Here is a 21,410-nt window from a genome sequence, read left to right as displayed (position 1 = left end):
TGTCCGGGGACCGACATCACATGATCCGATCGACTGCCATTCTCTTTTCCGCCGCGCTCGCCGCAGCCATCTTCACAACCCAGGTCACGCGAGCCGACGAAGCCTCGGTCGATCAACAGATCGAAACCCTTCTCGGCGATGTCGCAGACTACAAGGAGCTGTTTTACGCCTTCAAGGTGGCGCTCGAGGAAGGCAAGTCCGACATCGTGGTCAGCCTCGTGAACTATCCGATCACCGTGAACATTGACGGTGACGAGGCGACCTATGCTTCGGAGCAGGAGTTGCTGGAGGCTTATGACAGCGTCTTTACCGAAACGATCGTCGAAGCCGTGTCCAACCAGGAATACGGCGATCTCTTCGTCAACTCAGAAGGCGTCATGATCGGCAATGGCGAGGTCTGGATTTCGGGCATCTGCGAAGACACAGCCTGCACCAGCGCACCGCCGCGGATCGCCGTCATCCAGTCGGGCAACTAGTCCAAGCCTGACCGTCAGAAATGCAAGAGAGGCGGCATCCGGGATGCCGCCTCCATTTCTCGTTTCGGATCAGGCTGCGAGATCGAGAACGATACGGCCGTCGATCTTGCCTTCCTTCATCCGGTCGAAAATCGCATTGATGTTTTCCAGCTTGTCCCAGCTGAAATGCGACGCGACCTTGCCTTCACCGGCAAATTGCAGGCTCTCCTCGAGGTCCTGACGCGTGCCGACGATCGAGCCGCGCACGGTGATGCGCTTCAGGACGGTCTCGAAGACCGGCAGCGAGATGAAGCCTGGCGGCAGGCCGACCAGCGCCATTGTGCCCTTGGAGCGCAGGAAGCCATAGGCTTGCTCCATGGCCTTTGGCGAGACGGCCGTGACGAGTGCGCCATGCACGCCGCCGGTTGCCTTCTGCACCTGTTCGATGGCATCGGCGGCCGTGCCGTTCACCACAACATCGGCGCCGAGATCCTTGGCCAGTTTCAGCTTGTCGTCGAAAATGTCGGCGGCGACCACATGCATGCCCATGGCCTTGGCATATTGCACGGCCATATGACCGAGGCCGCCGATCCCCGAGATGACCACCCATTCGCCCGGACGGACTTCGGTTTCCTTCAGGCCCTTGTAGACGGTAACGCCGGCGCAAAGGATCGGTGCTGCCGCGCCGAATTCAAGATTGTCCGGGAGGCGTCCGACATAGTCGGGATCTGCGAGGCCATATTGGGCAAAGGTGCCGTTGACCGAATAGCCGGTGTTCTGCTGGCTGCCGCAAAGCGTTTCCCAGCCGGTGCGGCAGGGATTGCAGCAGCCGCAGGCTGTGTGCAGCCACGGCACGCCGATCCGGTCGCCTTCCTTTATGCGGGAGACGCCGGAGCCGAGCTTGGCAACGTAGCCGACGCCCTCATGGCCGGGAATGAAGGGCGGGCTGGGCTTGACCGGCCAATCGCCATTGGCGGCATGCAGGTCGGTGTGGCAGACGCCTGTCGCTTCGTACTTGACCAAGATCTGGCCGGGACCCGGTTCCGGGATCGCCATTTCCTCGATCACGAGCGGCTTGCCGAACTCGCGCACCACCGCAGCCTTCATTGTCGATGCCATATCAGTCTCCCTCGCTTGATTGCTCGCAGGGCGTGTGCCCGCGATCTGGGGCAACGTTATGCGGAGGAGACCGGCCGCGACTTGATCGGCATCAAAGATGCGGAGATATCATCGAAATGTCATGAAGGGAGACGGGGGAAGCGCGACGCCTCCCCCACCCTCGATCAGGCGAGGTTCTTCTTGAGGAATTCGACGGTGCGCGACCAGGCAAGGTCTGCAGCGGCCTTGTCGTAGCGAGCGGACGAGGTGTCATTGTTGAACGCGTGGTTGACGCCCTCGTACATGTGCAGCTCGTAGGTCTTGCCATTGGCGTCGAGCGCGGCCTTGTAGGCGTCGATGCCGGCGTTGATGCGCTCGTCGAGGCCCGCATAATGCAGCATCAGCGGTGCCTGGATCGAAGGCACCTGATCGGCCGGGGCCTGGGAGCCGTAATAGGCGACGCCTGCGCCGAGTTCTGCGGATGCGACCGCCATGCGGTTGACCATGCCGCCGCCCCAGCAGAAGCCGATCGCGCCGACCTTGCCATTGGTTTTCTCATGGCCGGCGAGGAAGGCGCGTGTCGCCTCGCCATTGGCCGTGGCGCCCGCCATGTCCAGTGACTGGAACATGTTGCGCGCCTCGTCCTCATTGGCGGGCGTGCCGCCATTGGGCGACAGGAAATCGGGGGCGAGTGCGACGAAACCCTCGAGTGCCATGCGGCGAGCGACATCGCGGATATGCGGGTTGAGGCCACGGTTTTCGTGGATGACGATCACGGCGGGTAGGCGGTCGGCAGCGTCCTTCGGGATTGCGAGGTAACCCTTCATTTCGCCGGACGCGCCGGGATAGGTCACGTCCGACACGTCGAGGCGCGCGTCGGTCTCCTCGACCATGGCGGCATTTGCCTGGTTGGCGGCGAGCATGGGCATGATGGCGGCAGCGGCGGCACCGGAACCTGCAAGCGCCGTCAGCTTTTGCATGAAGCCGCGGCGGTCCAGGGTCAGGTGGGTGTATTCGTCATAGGCTTGGATCATGGCTTGGGTGACTTCGGGCTTCGACATGACACTCTCCTCGGGGGACGGATGGGATGCCACGGCAAGATAGAGCCTCGGCCCGCTCCGCCCAAACACGTTGCCGTGAAGGGTCAAGCCGTCAGCTGGTCGCCATCCAGGCGACGAGCCACACCCACATGAGAAAGAGCGCGACGAAGCCCAGCATGAAGGAGAGACGGCGAAGCGGAAGGTTGCCGGTCAATTGCATGGCAACCTGGACATAGCGGGCGGCGACGAAGATCCAGGCGAGCACGACGGCGACAATATTGTCGGCTTCGGTGATGAAGAGCAGCACGGACACGGCATAGAAGAGGACCGGCAGTTCGAACTGGTTGGCGATAGCCCTATTCACCACCCGGCTTTCCTCCGGCTCGGCGAGGTTTTCACGGAAGGCGATGCGCTCGACCTTGCCCGAACGGACGACCGAGGCGCGGCGCATGACCAGCAGAGCATAGAGGCAGAAAACGAGAAAGGCATGGGCCGCGAGGGGCCAGAACATTTCAAAACCGGTCATAGGCAATCAGGTCCCAGAAAATGCGAAGGTGCTGAAAGGGTTACTCGGCCGACGGTTTGGGGCCGAAAGCGAGGCGAAGAACGAGTATGCCTGAAACGACGAGAGCCACAAATTTCAAACGCGTGAGCCAGACCAGCGCCTGCGCCAAGCGGGTTGCCGCGTCCGGTGACGGCGTGGACGGCGCAATGAGCATCAGGCTCACAGCATTTTCGGCATAGTCGATCAGCGCATAGGCGACAGGCAGCGCCATGAGGATGGGCAGCAGCCGTTCGGCCGGGCGGCCATAGAGGCTCGCCCCTTTCGCCACACGGCGCATCAGGAGAAGGAGAAACAGGCCAAGGATCGCGGGAAGCAACAGGTCAGGGCCGAGATGCATGCCCCGGAGAAGCTCAGCGGCCTCGGGCCTCGCCTCCAGCATGGCCTTGAGGTCAAGCAGGGACTGCACCGTGCTCTCGATATCGAGATCGGGCATGGCCCGTCCGCCGGTCAGTTCGGCGAAGGGCAAGGCAAAGCCGAGATTCATCCACACGAGCAACACGGCCGACAGGACGCCGCTCCCCCAGAGGAGCGGTGCCCGGCGCGGTCCGGGCACCTGTCCCAGGATCACGCGGCGCCCGGGTAGTTCGGGCTTTCGCGGGTGATGGTTACGCCATGCGGATGGCTTTCACGAAGGCCGGCACCGGAGATGCGAACGAATGTCGCCTTTTCCTGGAAATCCTTGATGTCCTTGCCTCCGACATAGCCCATGGCAGCCTTCAGGCCACCGGCGAGCTGGTGCAGCACGGCCGAGACCGGACCCTTGTAGGGCACCTGGCCTTCGATGCCCTCAGGCACGAGCTTCAGCGTGTCGCGCACTTCCGCCTGGAAGTAACGGTCGGCCGAGCCCCGGGCCATGGCACCGACGGAGCCCATGCCGCGATAGGCCTTGAAGGAGCGGCCCTGGTAGAGATAGACCTCGCCCGGGCTTTCATCCGTGCCGGCGAGTAGCGAGCCGACCATGACGGCGGAGGCGCCGGCGGCAATCGCCTTGGCGACATCGCCGGAAAACTTGATGCCACCATCGGCGATGACGGGAATGTCGTGCTTGTTGCCTTCTTCGACGGCCGCCATGACAGCTGCGAGCTGGGGAACGCCGACGCCGGCGACAACGCGGGTCGTGCAAATCGAGCCCGGACCAATGCCCACCTTGATGCAGTCTGCACCGGCATCGATGAGCGCACGGGTGCCCTCGCTCGTGGCGACGTTGCCGGCGATGATGCGGATGGCGTTCGACATCTTCTTCACATGGGCAACGGCATCCAGAACCTTCTGGCTATGGCCGTGGGCGGTGTCGACAACGATCACGTCGCAGCCGGCGTCGATCAGGCGCTCGGCACGCTCGACGCCGTCGTCACCGGTGGAGATGGCAGCGGCGACACGCAGGCGCCCTTGCGCATCCTTGGCGGCATGCGGGTTGAGCTGCGACTTCTCGATGTCCTTGACGGTGATCAGGCCAACGCAACGGCCTTCATTGTCAACCACCAGCAGCTTTTCGATGCGGTGCGAGTGAAGCAGGCGCTTGGCTTCCTGCTGGTCGACACCATCCTTGACCGTCACGAGGTTTTCGCGGGTCATCAGTTCGTAGATTTTCTGGCTCGGATCAGACGCGAAGCGTACGTCGCGATTGGTCAGGATGCCGACGAGGCGGCCGGGACGGCTCGAACCTTCGACAACCGGAATGCCGGAAATACCGTGTGCGCCCATCAGCGCCTTGGCTTCCGCCAGTGTTGCCTCGGGGCCGATGGTCACCGGATTGACGACCATGCCGCTTTCGAACTTCTTCACCTGGCGGACCTCTTCGGCCTGCTCGACCGGGGTCAGGTTGCGGTGGATGACGCCGATGCCGCCGGCCTGGGCCATGGCGATCGCCAGCCGACTTTCCGTCACGGTATCCATAGCGGAGGAAAGGATCGGAAGGGAGAGGTCGATATCCCGGGCAATCCGCGTCGCGATGTTGGTCTGCCCCGGCATCACTTCGGAGTGCCCCGGCTGCAGGAGGACGTCGTCAAAGGTGAGCGCTTCTGCGCCAGTTGCCGACATTACGATGCGTGCCATTGCCAATTCCTTCGTTTGAATAGGCAGAATCCGGCCGGAAAACGAGAAATCCCGTTCGGTCGCTTCTGCATGAAATGCTTGGAAGTTGGCGAGGGCTGGTAACACGTTCATGACAGGAAAGGAATAGCAAAAGCTGGCAAAGTTCCCAGGTTGCAGATCGAGGCCGCGCCAATACAGAAAAATCCGCGATCGTTAGAATTGTATCGAGCGGCTACACGGTCCTTGAAGCTCTTGCTTATATAAGGGATGTGCTCTCGGGGCTGGGGGCACATCCAATAACAAGAAGACCAGGGGATCGACAATGACGGCATTGAAGAAGCGTGCTCAGGCACTCGAAAACCAGTTCGCCCGCCAGGCGGAAATCCAGTTCAAGGCCCGCGTGCGCGGCAGCAAGATGGTCGGCCGATGGGCTGCCTATACGATGGGCCTCGACGACGTCGAAGCCTATGCGCGCACCGTCGCCGTCAAGCAGGTCGTCGAGCCGCATCGGCTGCTGGAGCAGTTGCGCCAGGACTTTTCTTCGGCAGGCGTCGCTGTAAGTGATGCCGATATAGACAGCCGCATTCATCAATTCATCGAGCAGGCAACCGACGAAATCTTCGCCGGTCAGTGAACCTCAGAATGAAGGGGCCGCACCTTGGCGCGGCCCCTGATCAGGCTCAGATGTCGAACTGATAGGCCTTGGGCACGTAGCGATAGCCCTGGTCGATCTTTTCGACATAGCCGACCGCCGGGAACGGCATGTGATAGCCGAGGAAGGCGAGCTTGTCGGTCGCCAGCATATCGAAGACCTTGGCACGGGTCGCAGCGGCTGCCGCCTTGTCCATATCGAAACGCACTTCCCAATCCGGCCGCTGCAGCGACAGGACGAAATGGTTTGCCGTATCGGCGGTCAAAACCAGCTGACGCCCTTCCGATTCCAGGCGGTAGATCATGTGGCCCGGCGAATGGCCGAAGGCCGCCATGCCGGTGATGCCGGACACGACTTCGCCACCGTCGCCGATGAAGGTCATCTTTTCTGCCATCGGCTGGACATTGGCGAGGACTGCGTTGTGGCCGTTTTCGGCCGGGGTGCCGGCACGGGCCGTATCGACCCAGAAATCATATTCTGTCTGACCCGTCACATAGCGCGCATTCGGGAAGGCCGGCTGTCCGCCTTCCATCATCCCGCCGATATGGTCGCCATGCATGTGGGTGAGGACCACGATGCTCACGTCCTCGCGCTTGTAGCCGGCAGCGGTCAGACCTTCTGCCAGTCGACCAAGGCCATTGGCGCGACCGCCCTCACCGAGGCCAGTGTCGAACAGAATGACCTCGGAGCCGGTGTTCACGAGCACCGGGGCGAAGCTGTTGACGAAGTTGTCAGGCGGCAGGAAATTCGCCTCCAGAAGCGCGCCGACGGTTTCCACGCTCTGATTGGTGCCGAAGGTCTCCTGCGGATTGCCGGAAGGCCGCGCGCCATCCTTGACCACCACGACCTCGAACTTGCCGACGTTGAACCGGTGTGTTTCCGGCGGCATGGCGTGATCAATATTCATTGACGTATCCGCTCCCGACTGCTGTGCGATCGCAGCCCGGGTCATGATCATCGGGGCGGCCAAAGCCACGCCGGCGCTTCCGAGCAGCATACGTCTTTTCATCGAAACCATTGCAATCTCCTCAAACAAATCACCTCGCCCCTGCACGGGCTGACCTCGACATAGGGGAAAGGTCTGCGCCGGGTAGCGCTCTCACACCATCGTGATGGTGTTTCGCAGCGGGTGTCGGAACCGCGGCTCGCTGCAGACTGCCGACCGAGAGAGCCAAGGTTTCAACCGCCGCGCGATTGCGGTATGAGAGCCGGTCCTTGCCGCAGCCGCGGTGCCGCCCGGAATGCCGATGAACCGCATCACGCCCCTCATCCTTGCCGTCGCGCTCTTCATGGAGCAGATGGACTCAACCGTGATCGCCACGGCCCTTCCGACCATCGCCGCCGATCTCGGTGTCGGGCCGATCACGCTGAAGCTGGCGCTCACCTCCTATATGGTGGCGCTTGCAATCTTCATTCCTGCGAGTGGCTGGATGGCGGATCGCTACGGCGCCAAGCGGGTATTTCGTGCGGCGATCGTCGTCTTCATGCTGGGCTCACTCTTCTGCGCCATTTCCGATTCGCTTCTCACCTTCGTGGCTGCGCGTTTCCTGCAGGGCATGGGTGGGGCGATGATGACGCCGGTCGGACGCCTGGTTCTCCTGCGCACCACAAAGAAGAGCGAACTCGTCTCCGCCATGGCGCTCCTGACCATTCCAGGTCTGCTCGGCCCGATTACCGGTCCTCCTGTCGGCGGCTTCATCACCACCTTCTTCAGCTGGCACTGGATCTTCCTGATCAATCTCCCGATCGGTCTCCTCGGCCTCTGGCTGTCCAGCATCTACCTTCCCGAGATCGAGCCGGTCGAGACCGCACGGATCGACTGGACGGGCTTTCTCCTCAGTGCGTCCGCGGCATCCGGGCTGGTCTTCGGTCTTTCGGTCATGAGCCTTCCGGCCCTGCCTGTCTGGGTCGGCGCTGCCGCAACCCTGATCGGCTTCCTGTCGATGATCCTCTACGTGCTGCATGCGCGCCGACATCCCGCACCAATCCTGAACCTTACCCTGTTTGCCAACAGGAGCTTCCGCGCCTCGATCGTCGGCGGCACGCTGTTCCGGATCGCTGCGGGCGCCACGCCTTTCCTCCTGCCGCTGATGCTGCAGCTGGGCTTCGGCATGACCGCCTTCGAATCCGGCATGACCACGTTCATCGCCGCCATCGGGGCGATCACCACCAAGTTCATCGCAAGACGTGCCTTTGCCGCTCTGGGTTTTCGCAACGTGCTGATCATGGCCGGCATCTTCGGCGCGCTGACCACGGCCGCCAATGCACTTTTCACGCCGGCGACCCCGATACTCCTGATCATGGCGGTCCTCCTTTTGGGTGGCTTCTGCCGCTCGTTCTTCTTCACAGGGGTGAACACGCTGGGTTATGCGGAGATCGAGGATCGCGCTGCCTCGCAAGCGACCTCGCTCACCTCCGTGCTGCAGCAGGTGAGCCTGGCGCTCGGCGTTGCCGCCGCCGCCTCGATCCTCGAAGCCAGCACGCGGATGTCAGGCGGGGAGCTGTCGCTCGGTGATTTCCATCTGGCGTTTGCGATCGTCGCGGGACTGTCGCTGTTTGCGGTCGTCCCCTTCTTCGGTCTGCCGCGCGATGTCGGCTCGGCCGTCTCTGGCTACCGGCGGGCAAGCGAGGACGAGACCATCAGTGTGAAGTGACTATTCGGGCCGCTCGCAAAGCGCCGAAAGCTTGTTGCCGTCGGGATCGCGGACGTAACAGGCATAGAAATTGGGATGAAAGTGGCGAATGCCGGGGGCGCCGTCGTCCGTGCCGCCATGGGCGATTGCTGCTGCATGGAACGCATCGACTGCCGCCCGCGAAGACGCCTCGAAGGCCGGCATGGAGCCATTTCCCACCGTTGCCGCGCGGCGATTGAAGGGATGATTGATCCAGAACCGGCAGCGGCTATCGTCGGCGGTGGCATAACCCGCCTCGTTCTCGTCCGTTTCGCGGCGCTCGATGCCGAGCGTGGCAAGGACCGCATCATAGAAGCGGATGGCACCGGGCAGATCGTTGATGCCGACGGTGATATAGGTGAACATGACGGATGCTCCTTCCGCTTGGCCCAGGCTTACGACACCGCTCGTCCGCCTTGACCTCAGTCCTGATCCAGATCCTCAGTGGCGGGCATATCTTCGCGCGGATCGCGGGCGAAACCTTCCTCGTCGACTTCGATAACGCCGGGGCCGTGACGCCCCTTGAAGCCCTTGGCGAGCAGGAACATCTCGACCGATTCCTGGCGAGATGAAGCCGGCTTGATATGCAGGACCTGACGGAAATTCTGCTTCAACATGGTGAGCAGCTCCTTTTCCGTGCCGCCCTGGAAGGTCTTGGCGAGGAAATGACCGCCTTCCGCCAGAACCTCGACGGCAAAGTGTGCCGCGACTTCGCAGAGATGCATGGTGCGCAGGTGGTCGGTCTTCTGGTGGCCCGTCGTCGGAGCCGCCATGTCCGAAAGCACAAGGTTCGGGGTGCCGCCAACGGCTTCAATGAGCTGGCGGGGTGCGTCGGGATCGAGGAAGTCAAGATGCAGGATCTTCACGCCCGGGATCTGCGCCATTTCGAGGAAATCGATTGCGGCGACGCGGATGTCCTCATCGGTGGAATCGGTCACCTTGGCGGCGATCTGCGACCAGCTGCCGGGGGCAGCGCCGAGGTCGATGATGCGCTTGGCGCCCTTCAGGACCTGATGCTTCTCGTCGATTTCCAGCAGCTTGAAGGCGGCGCGGGCGCGGTAACCCTCAAGCTTTGCCCGCTGGACATAGGGGTCGTTGATGTGGCGCTCGAGCCAGCGTCTGGACGAGGCCTTGAGCTTGCCCTTCTTGACCTTCTGGCCGAGCTTGCGGCCCGTGCGGTTGCCGCCGATGGGTGGTTTCGCCATTGTCAGCGCTCCCTCAAAACTGGAGGACGTCGGTTGCGGCCGCGGCGCCAGACGCCGTCATCGGCCATCATGTCGGTGAGCAGGCCTTCGCGCAGGCCGCGGTCGGCGACGCGCATGCGGCTCGAAGGCCAGCGGCGGCGGATCGCTTCCAGGATCGCGCAGCCGGCCAGCACCAGATCGGCGCGGTCAGGCCCGATGCAGGGATTGGCGGCGCGGCCGGCATAATCCCAGGACAGAAGTTTTGCCTGCATCGCCGTCACCTCGGCATCGGAGAGCCAGAGGCCATCGACCTTGCGGCGATCGTAGCGTGGCAGATCGAGATGCACGCCGGCCAGCGTCGTTACCGTTCCCGACGTGCCGATGAGGTGGAAATCATCCATGCTGCGCGGGATATCGGGGCACTCGAACTTCGCCAGCATGCCCTCGACTTCACGGGTCATGGCCTCGAAGACATCGGGGGTGACGTCGCGTCCGCCATGGCGCTCGGAAAGTGTCACCACGCCAACGGGAAGCGATGTCCAGTGGGTGATGTGGTTGGCAAGCCGGCTGGAGCGATTGTCATGGATGCGGATGACCGCAATCTCCGAGGAGCCGCCGCCGATATCGAAGAGGACGACGGAGCGCGCTTCCCGGCCAACGAGCGACGAGCAGCCGGAGACGGCAAGCCGCGCCTCGGTCTCGCGATTGATGATTTCGAGCTGCAACCCGGTTTCGGCGGTCACCCGCTCGAGAAAGAGCTCGCCGTTTTCCGCCGCACGGCAGGCTTCGGTCGCGATCAGCCGCATGCGCCTGATGTCTCGGCCGGACAGTTTACCAGCGCAGACGCGCAGGGCATCGACCGCGCGGTCCATGGCGTCCTGCGACAGGCGACCTGTGGTGCCAAGGCCTTCGCCGAGCCGCACGATGCGGGAAAAGGCATCAACGACCCGGAACTGGCCAGGTCGGGTGGGCTGGGCAATCAGCAGGCGGCAATTGTTGGTGCCGAGATCGAGTGCTGCATAGAGGTCGTCGGGTCCGCCATCCTGGGCCGGCCGAATGCGCTCGGCAGCGGGCACGCTCTTTTGCGGCGCATGGGCAATCTGTTGTGTCAGGGCGGCGGCATGCGCGTCCGCTCGACCCGGCTTTGCTGCTGAGGCCGAGGGCGGCTCGGAACCGGTCAGCGGACGGACATGGCCGGGCTTCTGGACTACAACATGGCGATTTCGATTGCGCTTGCGCTTGCGGCCGGTGCGCGGAGTTGCCGTATCCGGCCCGCCTTGCTCCCCACTCCTTGCCGCACGCGACTGTGGCGCATTCCCCTGCCCGCCGCGGCCATCGTCCCGCAGGTTCGCGGACGCCGCAGCCTCCGTGCTGCCCGTCGCATCATGGTCATGGATCTTGCCGTTTGGATTAGCGCTGCCCGGCAGCGAAGCCGCAGCACCGCCGCCTTTGCCGCGCCGACGGCGCTTTCGCTTGCGGATGGGACCATCCGCAAAGACTGATTCGGAACGTCGCTCGGCGACCGGCGTGTCCGCCGATCCTGCCGAGGCAGAAGCCTCGTGACCGTTCTTGACCGGTCCCGCCTTCTTGCCCTTGCCGCGCCGGCGGGAAGATCCGCCCTTGCGCTTGCCTGTCGACGCCCCCTCGCTGTTCGGCTGTCCGCCGCGATTGGGGTCTGTCACTGAAGTTTTCCACTGCACCGCGCAAGGCGCCAAAACTGACGCATGCCGCAGGTGTCATCATTCGTTTCGTTGGACAAAGCATACCAGCGCCGGCCCGGAGCACCAAACGGTTTTTCGAAAGGACTGCTGGAGGCCTGGGCGCCGGCGACGACCGGCCGACCACCGCCCTCCTCGGACGGCTCGCAACCTCGCTTCAGCCCAATTTGGGAAAGCTGTCATTTTTTTGAAATTCAGTCTTTGCAATGCCGGATGTTTTGGCTATAAGCCCGCTCACCGATCGCCGCGGCGATACCCTTGGTGGGGAATAGTTCAACGGTAGAACGACGGACTCTGACTCCGTTAATCTTGGTTCGAATCCAGGTTCCCCAGCCAATTCTCCCAAAAACCCCTGATTGTCATGTTTTTCCATCGTGCCGGATCCCGTTTTGGCGTCATCGGCGACCTGATGCCCAAAGGTGATGCCCAAGCTGAAATCGGCATGGGGTGCCCTTCGGGCCTGATACAGGGTGTCTTCGTCATGGCAGTCCGCCACGGGGTCGAAAATCTTATCCGTCGGGGAAACATCTTCTACTGGCGCCCACGCATTCCAGCAGCCTTCATTCACTGCCAACCCGGCAGTCGGCTTTCACTGACCCTTCATTGTTCGGATCATAGGAAGGCACAGATGATCGGTCGCAAACTCAACACGCGGCTTGCCGAATTGAAGATGCAGTCGAAGGAAACAATGTCCAAGCAGCAGCTCCAGAAGCTCCTTGAACATGAGCGCGACAAGGAACTCGAGCGACTGGGAGAGATCAGCGAAGCCGCAAAGATCTTCGGGCGCGCTGGTGATGTCGTTGACATGGAGCTCGATCTTGAAGCGGGCTGGGCCTACCAACTCCTCGCCAAGTTCGGAACCCGTGTGGAACTCTCCCTGGAGGGAGAGTGCATCGGCCTCAGCTATCTCTTGAAAAATGGCGTACCAATCTCTCACGTCGATGCCATCCGCATCAATTATCGTGCTGAGCGCACCGCAGCCGTTAGCGCAAGTCTTGAAGCCGGCATCAGCAGGCTGATGGACCACTTCGAAATTGAAGACACCGCGATCAATCGTCAGCGAGCAGCGTCAAAAATCTTCGAGGGTCGCGCAGCAGCCCTCCTCGAGATCGATGAGCGCCACGATTGGGAACAGGCGGCAGCGGAATAAAGAAAAGATAAGGATGCACCCGCAGGGCTAATTGGGAAGCTATGTCCGCGGGTGTTGGGGGCACGGCGCAGTCGGTTTCGCCTCCGAGCCTCGGTTCAGGCTCCTGTCAGCTTTTCCCTTCAGTGCATCGGATCTCTTTGATCCATGCACGAAAGGAAGCGGGCTTGTTCAAGACGCTTTTGCACTTCAGGCCGCGGATGCGCAGCGAGTGGCTGAGCATCCTCACTGCCGTCTATCTTCTTATTTTCATGAACGGGACGTTCTGGGACAAATCCTCCGTCTTCCTCAAAGGCGACACCCTGGCATTGCTCGCGCTTGGGATCGGACTGCTTGCTGCTTTCATCGCACTGATCGTCTCCTTTTCGGCGAAGTTCGTCATCAAGCCGGTACTGATCGTCCTGGTGCTGGCAAGCGTCGCGGGAGCGTGGTTCATGGACCGGTTCGGCGTGATCATCGATGGCGAGATGATCCGCAACGCCATGGAAACCAATCAGGCGGAAGCCGGTCACCTGATCACCACGACCTTTATCCTTCACATGCTGCTGTTCGGCCTGTTGCCGGTGGTGTTCATCATCATTGTGGACATCGTGCATCGACCGATCCTCAAGAAGGTCGCCGTCAATCTGATGATCATCCTACCTTGCCTCGTCGTGTTCGGACTGGCTGGGCTTTCCAACAGCGGCACCTTCATCTTCAACATCCGCCAGCACAAGGAGTGGTTCCGCACCTTGAATCCCGTCTTCCCGATGGCGAGCGCGGCAGGGTTCTTCATCGGTCAAAGCAAGGAGCAGAACATCGTCGTTCAACCGCTCGGAAGGGATGCAAAGGTCGTGGACGATTGGCCAGTCGGCCATCGCAAGCCGCGGGTGACAATCATAGTTGTCGGGGAGACCGCACGGGCACAGAATTTCCAGCTCGGCGGCTATGCCCGCGAAACCAATCCCGAGCTTTCGAAACGAGACATCGTCTATTTCGACAACACGTCGAGTTGCGGGACGGCGACGGCCGTATCTGTGCCCTGCATGTTCTCCGTCTATGGCCGAAAGGACTATTCTCACGCGAAAGCGCTGGCCACCGAAGATCTCGTGGATGTCCTCGGCCATGCCGGGATCAAGACCGAATGGTGGGACAATAACACCGGGGACAAGCACGTTGCCGATCGGATCAAGAGAACGGACTTGTTCCAGTCCAACGATCCGCGCTTCTGTGCTGGCGGTGAGTGTCTTGACCAAATCCTGGTCGATGGCCTGAACGCCTGGCTGGACCAGATCGATGGCGACGCCGTCTTGGTGCTGCACCAGTTGGGCAACCACGGACCTGCCTACTACCTCCGCTACCCCGAAGAATTCCGAAAATTCGTACCCGACTGTCGCTCGGTCGAATTCGACACCTGCACACCGGAGACCATCACCAACGCCTATGACAATGCCCTGCTCTACACCGACCACATCCTGTCGGAAGTCATCGATACGCTTGGCGCGCAGGGCGAGCGGCTGGACACGGCGATGATCTATATGTCGGACCATGGGGAATCGCTGGGAGAGAATGGTCTTTACCTGCATGGCGCACCCTACATGTTCGCACCGGCGCAGCAGACCCATGTCCCCTTCGTCCTGTGGATGTCGCCGGGTCTGCAACAGTCGTCCGGGATCGAACAGGCATGCCTTGCCGCCAAGGCAGACGCGCCGCTTTCGCACGACAACCTGTTCCACAGTGTCCTCGGCCTGATGCAGGTCACGACGGAGGTGCGAGACCCCGCGCTGGACATCTTCGCAAACTGCCGCACGGGGGCCAACTCATGACGCATGACACTGAATACGGCGCGTCCAAGCGCGCGGGCCTTTCCCATCTATGGGCTGCTGCAGGTTATTCGACCGGCGGCCTGACACGGCTGATGAAGGAGGCCGCCTTCCGCCAGGAATTGCTCGTCGGCGCTGGGCTTGCCGCAGCTTACGCGATCATGGATGTCACGGCGGCCATCCGGCTCGCGGCAGCGGTGCTGTTTCTCCTGCTGGTCGCCATGGAGGCGGTCAACACGGCGATCGAGGAAATCATCGACCGGATCTCGCCCGAAGTGTCGGATACCGGCAAGCATGCGAAGGATCTCGGCTCACTCGCCGTCTTCTGCCTGATCTCGGCGAATTCCATTCTGCTGCTCCATGCACTCGCGATTGAACTCACCACGTAAGACATCCGACCGACACCGCGCCCTCGAGAGCCGCGTTCTTTACAGCATGACGGTGCAGTATGAGGAGATATCGCAGTCGGCGGGTGCCCGCTTGCGACCGGTGATCATGGGGAGCATGAGGTTTTCATGGTGCCGGAGGCTTGCATGGATCACGCCCACCCCATGCAACGTGATCGAGGCGTTCCATCGATCTTGCCGAGCGTTCAGCGGCCTGTCAGTTTGAGGCGTAACAAGGGGTGGCAACCCCTTGGCTGGAGATGACGAGATGCGGGTGCTCTTGATTGAGGACGACGAAATGCTCGGTGACGCGGTGAAGACACATGTGCACCGTCAGGGTCATGCCGTCGATTGGGCGCTGTCACGGGACGAGGCCGAAGCCAGCCTTGGAGCGGCCGCCTATGACCTCGTCCTTCTCGACCTGCGGCTGCCCGATGGCAGCGGGCTTGACATCCTGAAGGCACTCCGCAGCCGCCGTGACGAGACCCCCGTGATCATCATGACCGCGCATGACCAGGTGTCGGATCGCATCGCGGGATTGAATGCCGGTGCCGACGACTATCTCGTAAAACCCGTCGATCTTGGAGAGTTGCAGGCCCGCATCCACGCCGTATCGCGGCGCTACGGGACGCATAAATTGCCCGATCTCACCATTGCAGGGATCGCGATCTATCCCTCCGATCGCCGGATTGTGGACGTAGACGGCAAGGAGATCTCTCTGTCCTCGCGCGAATGGGCCGTGCTCGACAGACTGATCGCCCGCAAGCGCGCGATTGTGTCCAAGGCACAGATCGAGGAAGCGCTTTACGCCTTCGGAGCGGAGGTGGAGAGCAACACTGTCGAAGTCTATGTCAGTCGCTTGCGCCGCAAGCTGGGCCGACAAGCCATCGAGACCGTGCGCGGTGTCGGCTACAGGATTTCCGTCGATGCGACTTGAACCCCGAAGCCTCACCGGACGTCTCGTCCTGTCCCTCTCGGTCTTGCTTGCTGTCTTCTGGTTCATCGCGGTCGGGCTCTCCATTCATGTCATGCGTGCCGAGTTCGATGAAGTTTTCGACAGCGCGCTGCAGGAAACCACCGAACGCCTCGCCCCGCTCGTGGTCGACGACTATATCCGCCGCGACGACGGCACAGGGCCGAGCCAGGTGGCGGCGCTTCATCCCGGCGCCACGGATGAATACCTCACTTACCAGGTGCGTGATGCCTCCGGACAAGTGCTGCTGCACTCCCACAATATCGGGACGGAGCCTTATCCTGCGCCGTTGAGGCCCGGCTTCTGGAGCGGCGATGACAAGCGGATCTTCACCATCGCGACGGTCAGCGACACACTCTTCGTACAGGTGGCGGATTCGCTTGCGCATCGCCGCGAGGCCACACTCGAAAGCGCCCTCGCGCTATTGTTGCCGATCCTGCTGCTCCTTCCACTCGGCATGTTCGCGACCCGCTGGGTCGTCGTGCGCGCGACAAGGCCGGTCAACGAACTGCGGGACTCCATCAGCGTACGCGACGGAAGCAATCTCGAGCCGATCGTGTTGCAGGGCCTCCCGACAGAGATCGCGACGATCAGCAGTTCAGTGAATACGCTGCTCGACCGATTGAAACTCGCGCTGCAGGCCGAACGAGACCTTGCAGCCAACAGTGCCCATGAATTGCGGACACCGCTCGCTGGTGCTCTTGCCCAGATGGAACTGCTCGCCGATCAACTCACTGAGCGAGATGACAGGTCGCGGGCAGATCGGGTGTTGGAAGCACTTCGCCGCCTCTCACGAATACTCGAAAAATTGCTGCAGCTTGCGCGCGCGGAAGCCGGCATCGGGTTGTCCAGCACGCCCGTAGATTTGTTATCGCTCGTCAAGCTGCTGGTCGAGACCTTCCAGCGCTCGCATCAGGCCGCGCCGATCGTGTTGCGATCTGCACCCGGTCTGGCGGCGCTCATGCGAGCGGTCGATCCCGACGCCTTTGCGATTGCCTTCAACAACCTTCTGGAAAACGCGGCCCGCTATGGCACTGCCGGAGAACCCATCACGGTCGCGATCTCGGCGGATGGACGCATCACGGTGACCAATGCTGTTTCCGTCCCCCTCGATCGCGACCTCGATGTTTACCGGTCACGGTTCAGGCGCGGCCCATCCACCAAGCAGGGATCCGGTCTCGGTCTTGCGATCGTCGACAAACTGATCGCGCAGATGAGCGGCACGATGCTTCTGAGGGCCGTAACTCTGCCGGACGAGCGCACGGGGTTCGAGTGTGAGCTCGAACTCCCGCCGCCAAAACAATAGCGCAAATGCGGGGCCGACGAGGCCAAGGCGTGCATTGTTTTCTGAGAGCTTGCTACCAGGCGTTACAGTGAGCGAAACACCCAGAACATGAGCGTTTTGCCTGCCATCATGCCCCGAACCGGGCTGCGCCGCCAAGCTCCGCCTCGATTTCCAAGAGACGGTTATATTTCGAAATGCGGTCCGAGCGCGAGGCCGAGCCTGTCTTGATCTGCCCTCCCCCCATGGCCACCGCGAAATCGGCAATGAAACTGTCCTCGGTCTCACCGGAGCGGTGCGAGATGACGTAGTTCCATCCTGCCTTCCGGCAGAGCTGGATGGCGCTGATCGTTTCCGTCACGGTTCCGATCTGGTTGAGCTTGATCAGAGCCGCATTGCAGGCCTTCTCCTCGATGCCTTTCGCGATGAAACGGGTATTGGTGACGAGATTGTCGTCGCCGACGATCTGTATCTGATTGCCGAGCGACTTGGTGATGGCCTTGTAGCCGTCCCAGTCATTCTCATCGTGGCTGTCTTCGATGGAGACGATCGGGAATCTTTTGACCCAGGTCTCGAACAGGCTGACCATCTCTTCGGATGTCTTGTTGCCTTGGCCGCTTCGCGTCAGTCGATAGAGGCCGCCCTCAAAAAACGAACTGGCGGCCGGATCAAGGGCGATGGCTATGTCTTCGCCAGGCCGAAACCCTGCGGCCTCGATCGCCTCGACAATGAGCTCGCAGGCCTCTTCATTGCTTTTGAGCTTCGGTGCAAACCCGCCTTCGTCACCGACACTGGTGCTGAGGCCTCGCTTCGACAGGAGGCTCTTCAATGCATGGAATGTCTCGGCCCCATAGCGGAGGGCTTCAGTGAATGTCGGCGCGCCGTGCGGATAGAGCATAAATTCCTGGAAATCCATGCCGGAGTCCGCGTGCTTGCCACCGTTGAGGACGTTCATCATGGGGATGGGGAGATGAAAGGCACCGACACCACCCAGATAGGCATAAAGCGGCAAACCGTGGCTCTCGGCTGCGGCACGGCTGAGAGCCTGGGAGACCCCAAGGATCGCGTTGGCGCCAAGCTCGGATTTGTTGGGCGAGCCATCGAGTTCGATCATTGCCGCGTCGAGTGCCGCCTGATGCGAAGGGTCATGTCCCTTCAGGAGAGGGGCAATCCGCCGGTTGACGTTGTCGACCGCCTTGCGAACGCCCTTGCCGCCGTATCGGTCGGGGTCTCCGTCCCGAAGTTCCACGGCCTCGTTCGCTCCCGTTGACGCCCCGGAAGGGACGGACGCTGTGCCCACAATCCCATTATCGAGGTGAACACTGACGCGAAGGGTCGGATTCCCACGGGAATCCAGAATTTCCAAGGCAGTGATGTTTTCAATAGAGGCTCTCATGGATGTAACTTCTGTTGCCGAGTGGCTGACCTTATGGACAATTGTCACCGCCTAAATGGGGCGGTCGGAATCTTCGATTTCTTTTTCTCTGTCTGATCGGAATGATCGATATTCCCATCGTCCAGTTTGGGGGTTCCGCCGTCGCCAGACCTGCTCCAGCCAGAAGAGATGATCATCGACCGGCATGATGGGAAACCAGGCGTACCACTCGCGCCATAGACATTCTTCCTTCAGCATCGAGCATTGCTCCCCCCTTGAAGTGTTTGGTCGCCTTACGCCCTGTACGCCACGAGCACGGCTCCAACCCCGATCATGACGACACCAAGCCAGTTCGGGAGTGACAGGCGCTCCCCGAGAAACAGCACGGCGAAGACTGAGACGAAGACGACGGAGAGTTTGTCGATGGGGGCAACGCGGGCGGCATCTCCGAGCTTCAGTGCCCGGAAGTAGCAAATCCATGATGCGCCGGTGGCAAGTCCGGAGAGGACCAGGAAGAGCCAGGTCCGAGGCGAGACGGTGGACGGTTCCTGCCAGTTGCCCGTGATGTACAGCATCAGGCCAGCCGCCATGAGGATCACGATCGTGCGGAAGAAGGTGGCAAAATCGGAATTGACGTTCTCGATGCCGACCTTGGCGAAAATCGCGGTAAGCGCCGCAAATCCCGCCGATAGAAGCGCCCAGAACGGCCAGCTCGTGAGAAAGGTCTTCATCATCAGCTCCCGTGGCCTGTCAGACGGATGAGGGAAAGTCCAAGGAAGAGGCCGACCATTGATACCACCAGCGATGTAGCGACATAGCCTGCTGCAAGCCCCCACTGTCCACGCTCCCAGAGGGTGACCGTGTCCAGCGAGAAAGTGGAGAAGGTCGTGAACCCGCCGAGAAGCCCGGTCGTCATGAACAGGCGCAGCTCCTGCGGCAGGCCTGTGCGAACCACGAAGAACTCCGTCAGCAGCCCCATGGTGATGGAGCCGAGGATGTTGACGGCGAGCGTTCCCCACGGAAAACCGAAACCCAGCATCCGGGCGGCCGCCGCATTGACCGCGTGACGCGCGGCACCCCCGAAACCTGCTCCGAGGAAGACGATCAGGTAGGGCATGGTCAGGTCCTCACCGCGCGGTGTCCGACAGCGCATCTTCGGTCTTCAGCGCATGATCCAGCACGTCCCAGTGCTCGATGTGCTTGTAGATGATGACCTTGTTCTTCAAGAGCGCACCGTGGGTCCGGCAGAATTCTTCGAGCAACGCGCGGTCAGCGATGAGCTCGACACACATGGTGAGATCCGGGTTCGGGATCTCGAAACCTTCGTCCTGCAGCTTGCCGCTGTTGGAATAGCCGAAATGGGTACGGTGCGCGACGGCGTTCATGATGCCGGCAGCCTTCGCCTGCACGACCAGTTCCCGATAGAGCGGCCTGCCGCCGCCGAACCACCCGCCCGTGCCATGCGCCTTCTCACGAGGCTTCATATAGATGCGAACCATCCCGATCTCGCGCGAAGAAAGCTTGTGGCTAGTCATGACGATGGGCCTTTCTGCAAGGTTTGCGGTTGTCCGAAGCGAGCGCAAACGCACCTGCGCCAGGAGGTCGCCTCTGGCCTGGGCGCTCATCTCACGCATGTGGCGGACGGAGATATCAGGGGGAATGTCGTTGGCGGCGGCCGTCTTCGGCACGCCGACCCGCTGCGAGAGATAGATGCTGGAATGGCCACTGCAGAGATAGGCAACGAAGCAGGCGACCGCGATGTAGACGGAATGGGTCGCTCCAAAGAGCTCGATCCCCATGATCATGCAGGCGAGCGGCGTATTGGTCGCGCCCGCGAAGACGGCGACAAAACCGAGCGCTGCAAACAGGTCCGGCGGGGCGCCAAGCACGCCGGCGACGGCACTGCCGAGAGCAGCACCGATGAAGAAGAGCGGTGTCACCTCGCCGCCCTTGAAGCCCGCACTCAGTGTCACGATGGTGAAGAGGCCCTTCCACGCCCAGCTCCAGTAATCGACATGGTCGGGCCGGAAGAAACCGAGAATGGTTGCGTCCTCAGGGTTTGGCGACCAGACGCCAAGGCCGAGATATTCGCGCGTACCCAGAACATAGACGAGACCGATCAGGATCGCGCTCGCCAGCACCGGCCGCAGCGGCGCATAGGGCAGGATCGCCTTGTAGGCGGATGACGCAAGATGCGAGAGTTCGGCGAAGAAGTGGGCGGCAATACCGAAGGCGACCCCGGCAATTACCACTTTCAGCATCAGCAGCGCATCGAGATGAAAGCCGACCCCTTCGGCTGCAAGATAGACGATCGAATACTGAACATGGCCGATGCTCCAGGCATGGCAGGTCCAGTCGGCGACGATGGCGGCGAGCAGAGAGGGGAGCAGCGCCTCGTACTGGATCCGCCCGATGGTCAGAACTTCAAGCGCAAACACCGCGCCTGCGATGGGCGTTCCAAAGACTGCGCCAAAGCCTGCGGCAATACCGGCCATCAGAAGAATCCGGATGTCTGCAGGCGCCAGTCTGAACAGCTTGCCGAAGGCGCTGGCGAGGCTTCCGCCGAGTTGGACCGCGGTCCCCTCACGGCCAGCCGAACCACCGACCAGATGCGTGAGGACGGTTGTGACCAGGATGAACGGAGCCATGCGCAACGGGACGCCGCCGCCGGGCTCGTGGATCTGATCGACAATGAGGTTGTTGCCACCTTCGGCCGCCTTGGCGAATTTGCCATAGGCCCAGACCATGGCGAAGCCCGCCACCGGCATGAAGTAGATCAGCCACGGGAACTCGAAACGCAATTCGGTGGCGCGGTCGAGGCTCCAGAGGAAAAGGGCAACGACCGATCCAACGGCCATCGCCATCGGGACGACGATGACGATCCATTTGGCAAGGCTGCGGATTTGCTGGAGACGGAGACCGAAAATCGAGATGGGCGTCATGCGAAGGACGCTCCATGATCAAAGGAGATCTGAGGAAAAAGGAACGGACTTTGACTTATAGGCACGACTCTACTCCTTCGCGTAT

General features: G+C 61.6%; 22 protein-coding genes and 1 tRNA gene. 9 read left to right on the top strand and 14 right to left on the bottom strand.

The window, feature by feature from the left end; genetic code table 11:
• Positions 1-20: 20 nt before the first annotated feature.
• Positions 21-476: a hypothetical protein gene (locus tag QWE_RS12770; protein ID WP_006726548.1), complete on the top strand. Its 456-nt coding sequence runs from the start codon at positions 21-23 to the stop codon at positions 474-476.
• 69 nt (positions 477-545) lie between these two features.
• On the opposite strand, the gene adhP is transcribed toward QWE_RS12770, so the two are convergent.
• From adhP to guaB, 5 genes are all read right to left on the bottom strand, one after another.
• Positions 546-1,574, bottom strand: a complete 1,029-nt coding sequence (gene adhP / locus QWE_RS12765) for an alcohol dehydrogenase AdhP (protein WP_006726547.1) — start codon at positions 1,572-1,574, stop codon at positions 546-548.
• A 164-nt stretch (positions 1,575-1,738) separates the two neighbouring features.
• Entirely contained in the window at positions 1,739-2,614 is an 876-nt protein-coding gene (locus tag QWE_RS12760) for a dienelactone hydrolase family protein (protein ID WP_006726546.1), read from the bottom strand.
• A gap of 91 nt (positions 2,615-2,705) precedes the next feature.
• Complete coding sequence (locus QWE_RS12755; RefSeq protein WP_006726545.1) at positions 2,706-3,119, bottom strand: MAPEG family protein; 414 nt, start codon at positions 3,117-3,119, stop codon at positions 2,706-2,708.
• Positions 3,120-3,159: 40 nt separating this feature from the next.
• Positions 3,160-3,726 carry a hypothetical protein gene (locus QWE_RS24435; RefSeq protein WP_006726544.1) on the bottom strand — a complete coding sequence of 189 codons (567 nt, stop codon included), beginning with the start codon at positions 3,724-3,726 and terminating at the stop codon, positions 3,160-3,162.
• Positions 3,723-5,213: an IMP dehydrogenase gene (gene guaB / locus QWE_RS12745; protein ID WP_006726543.1), complete on the bottom strand. Its 1,491-nt coding sequence runs from the start codon at positions 5,211-5,213 to the stop codon at positions 3,723-3,725. Before guaB ends, QWE_RS24435 begins: the two co-directional genes overlap by 4 nt.
• A 301-nt stretch (positions 5,214-5,514) precedes the next feature.
• Here guaB and QWE_RS12740 point away from each other — a divergent pair, with 301 nt between their 5' ends.
• Entirely contained in the window at positions 5,515-5,826 is a 312-nt protein-coding gene (locus tag QWE_RS12740; RefSeq protein WP_006726542.1) for an ATPase inhibitor subunit zeta, read from the top strand.
• A 46-nt stretch (positions 5,827-5,872) separates the two neighbouring features.
• Here the strand turns inward: QWE_RS12740 and QWE_RS12735 are convergent, their stop codons facing one another.
• Complete coding sequence (locus QWE_RS12735; RefSeq protein WP_006726541.1) at positions 5,873-6,862, bottom strand: MBL fold metallo-hydrolase; 990 nt, start codon at positions 6,860-6,862, stop codon at positions 5,873-5,875.
• Positions 6,863-7,091: 229 nt separating this feature from the next.
• Between QWE_RS12735 and QWE_RS12730 the strand changes: the two genes are divergently transcribed.
• Positions 7,092-8,498, top strand: coding sequence for a DHA2 family efflux MFS transporter permease subunit (locus tag QWE_RS12730; RefSeq protein WP_006726540.1), 1,407 nt, complete (start codon positions 7,092-7,094; stop codon positions 8,496-8,498).
• On the opposite strand, the gene QWE_RS12725 is transcribed toward QWE_RS12730, so the two are convergent.
• From QWE_RS12725 to QWE_RS12715, 3 genes are read right to left on the bottom strand one after another with little or no spacing between them, the layout of a single operon-like run.
• Positions 8,499-8,882, bottom strand: coding sequence for a VOC family protein (locus QWE_RS12725; RefSeq protein WP_006726539.1), 384 nt, complete (start codon positions 8,880-8,882; stop codon positions 8,499-8,501). It lies immediately after the preceding gene.
• A 56-nt stretch (positions 8,883-8,938) separates the two neighbouring features.
• Positions 8,939-9,721 carry an RlmE family RNA methyltransferase gene (locus tag QWE_RS12720; RefSeq protein WP_006726538.1) on the bottom strand — a complete coding sequence of 261 codons (783 nt, stop codon included), beginning with the start codon at positions 9,719-9,721 and terminating at the stop codon, positions 8,939-8,941.
• A 2-nt stretch (positions 9,722-9,723) separates the two neighbouring features.
• Positions 9,724-11,382, bottom strand: coding sequence for a Ppx/GppA phosphatase family protein (locus tag QWE_RS12715; RefSeq protein ID WP_006726537.1), 1,659 nt, complete (start codon positions 11,380-11,382; stop codon positions 9,724-9,726).
• 298 nt (positions 11,383-11,680) lie between these two features.
• On the opposite strand from QWE_RS12715, the gene QWE_RS12710 reads away from it, so the two are divergent.
• The 6 genes from QWE_RS12710 (at position 11,681) to QWE_RS12685 (ending at position 17,032) form a co-directional block, all read left to right on the top strand.
• Positions 11,681-11,754 (top strand) — tRNA-Gln (locus QWE_RS12710).
• 352 nt (positions 11,755-12,106) lie between these two features.
• Positions 12,107-12,568, top strand: coding sequence for a hypothetical protein (locus QWE_RS25585; RefSeq protein ID WP_193353710.1), 462 nt, complete (start codon positions 12,107-12,109; stop codon positions 12,566-12,568).
• 197 nt (positions 12,569-12,765) lie between these two features.
• On the top strand, positions 12,766-14,370 hold the full coding sequence (locus QWE_RS12700) for a phosphoethanolamine transferase (protein ID WP_240532547.1): 1,605 nt from the start codon (positions 12,766-12,768) through the stop codon (positions 14,368-14,370).
• Entirely contained in the window at positions 14,367-14,756 is a 390-nt protein-coding gene (locus QWE_RS12695) for a diacylglycerol kinase (RefSeq protein ID WP_006726534.1), read from the top strand. The genes QWE_RS12700 and QWE_RS12695 overlap by 4 nt, the downstream gene beginning before the upstream one ends.
• Before the next feature lie 265 nt (positions 14,757-15,021).
• The gene (locus QWE_RS12690; RefSeq protein ID WP_006726533.1) at positions 15,022-15,690 is read left to right on the top strand and encodes a response regulator transcription factor; all 669 of its coding nucleotides are present in this window, start codon (positions 15,022-15,024) and stop codon (positions 15,688-15,690) included.
• On the top strand, positions 15,680-17,032 hold the full coding sequence (locus tag QWE_RS12685; protein WP_006726532.1) for a sensor histidine kinase: 1,353 nt from the start codon (positions 15,680-15,682) through the stop codon (positions 17,030-17,032). Before QWE_RS12690 ends, QWE_RS12685 begins: the two co-directional genes overlap by 11 nt.
• A 106-nt stretch (positions 17,033-17,138) precedes the next feature.
• Here the strand turns inward: QWE_RS12685 and eno are convergent, their stop codons facing one another.
• The 5 genes from eno to QWE_RS12665 are packed head-to-tail and all read right to left on the bottom strand — an operon-like array spanning position 17,139 to position 21,325.
• On the bottom strand, positions 17,139-18,404 hold the full coding sequence (eno, locus tag QWE_RS12680; RefSeq protein ID WP_040300120.1) for a phosphopyruvate hydratase: 1,266 nt from the start codon (positions 18,402-18,404) through the stop codon (positions 17,139-17,141).
• A 51-nt stretch (positions 18,405-18,455) separates the two neighbouring features.
• Positions 18,456-18,641 carry a hypothetical protein gene (locus tag QWE_RS25745; protein WP_083872909.1) on the bottom strand — a complete coding sequence of 62 codons (186 nt, stop codon included), beginning with the start codon at positions 18,639-18,641 and terminating at the stop codon, positions 18,456-18,458.
• A 35-nt stretch (positions 18,642-18,676) separates the two neighbouring features.
• Positions 18,677-19,114 (bottom strand): EamA family transporter, encoded by a 438-nt coding sequence (locus QWE_RS12675; protein WP_006726530.1) that lies wholly within the window; start codon positions 19,112-19,114, stop codon positions 18,677-18,679.
• 2 nt (positions 19,115-19,116) lie between these two features.
• Positions 19,117-19,500, bottom strand: coding sequence for a fluoride efflux transporter CrcB (crcB, locus tag QWE_RS12670; protein WP_006726529.1), 384 nt, complete (start codon positions 19,498-19,500; stop codon positions 19,117-19,119).
• A gap of 10 nt (positions 19,501-19,510) precedes the next feature.
• Entirely contained in the window at positions 19,511-21,325 is a 1,815-nt protein-coding gene (locus QWE_RS12665) for a DUF190 domain-containing protein (protein ID WP_006726528.1), read from the bottom strand.
• Positions 21,326-21,410: the final 85 nt, after the last annotated feature.

Origin of the sequence: Agrobacterium albertimagni AOL15, assembly GCF_000300855.1 — a bacterium.
Classification (GTDB): Bacteria; Pseudomonadota; Alphaproteobacteria; order Rhizobiales; family Rhizobiaceae; genus Allorhizobium; species Allorhizobium albertimagni.
The sequence above is the reverse complement of the archived record's forward strand: the minus strand, read 5'-3'. Positions and strand labels throughout refer to the sequence as shown.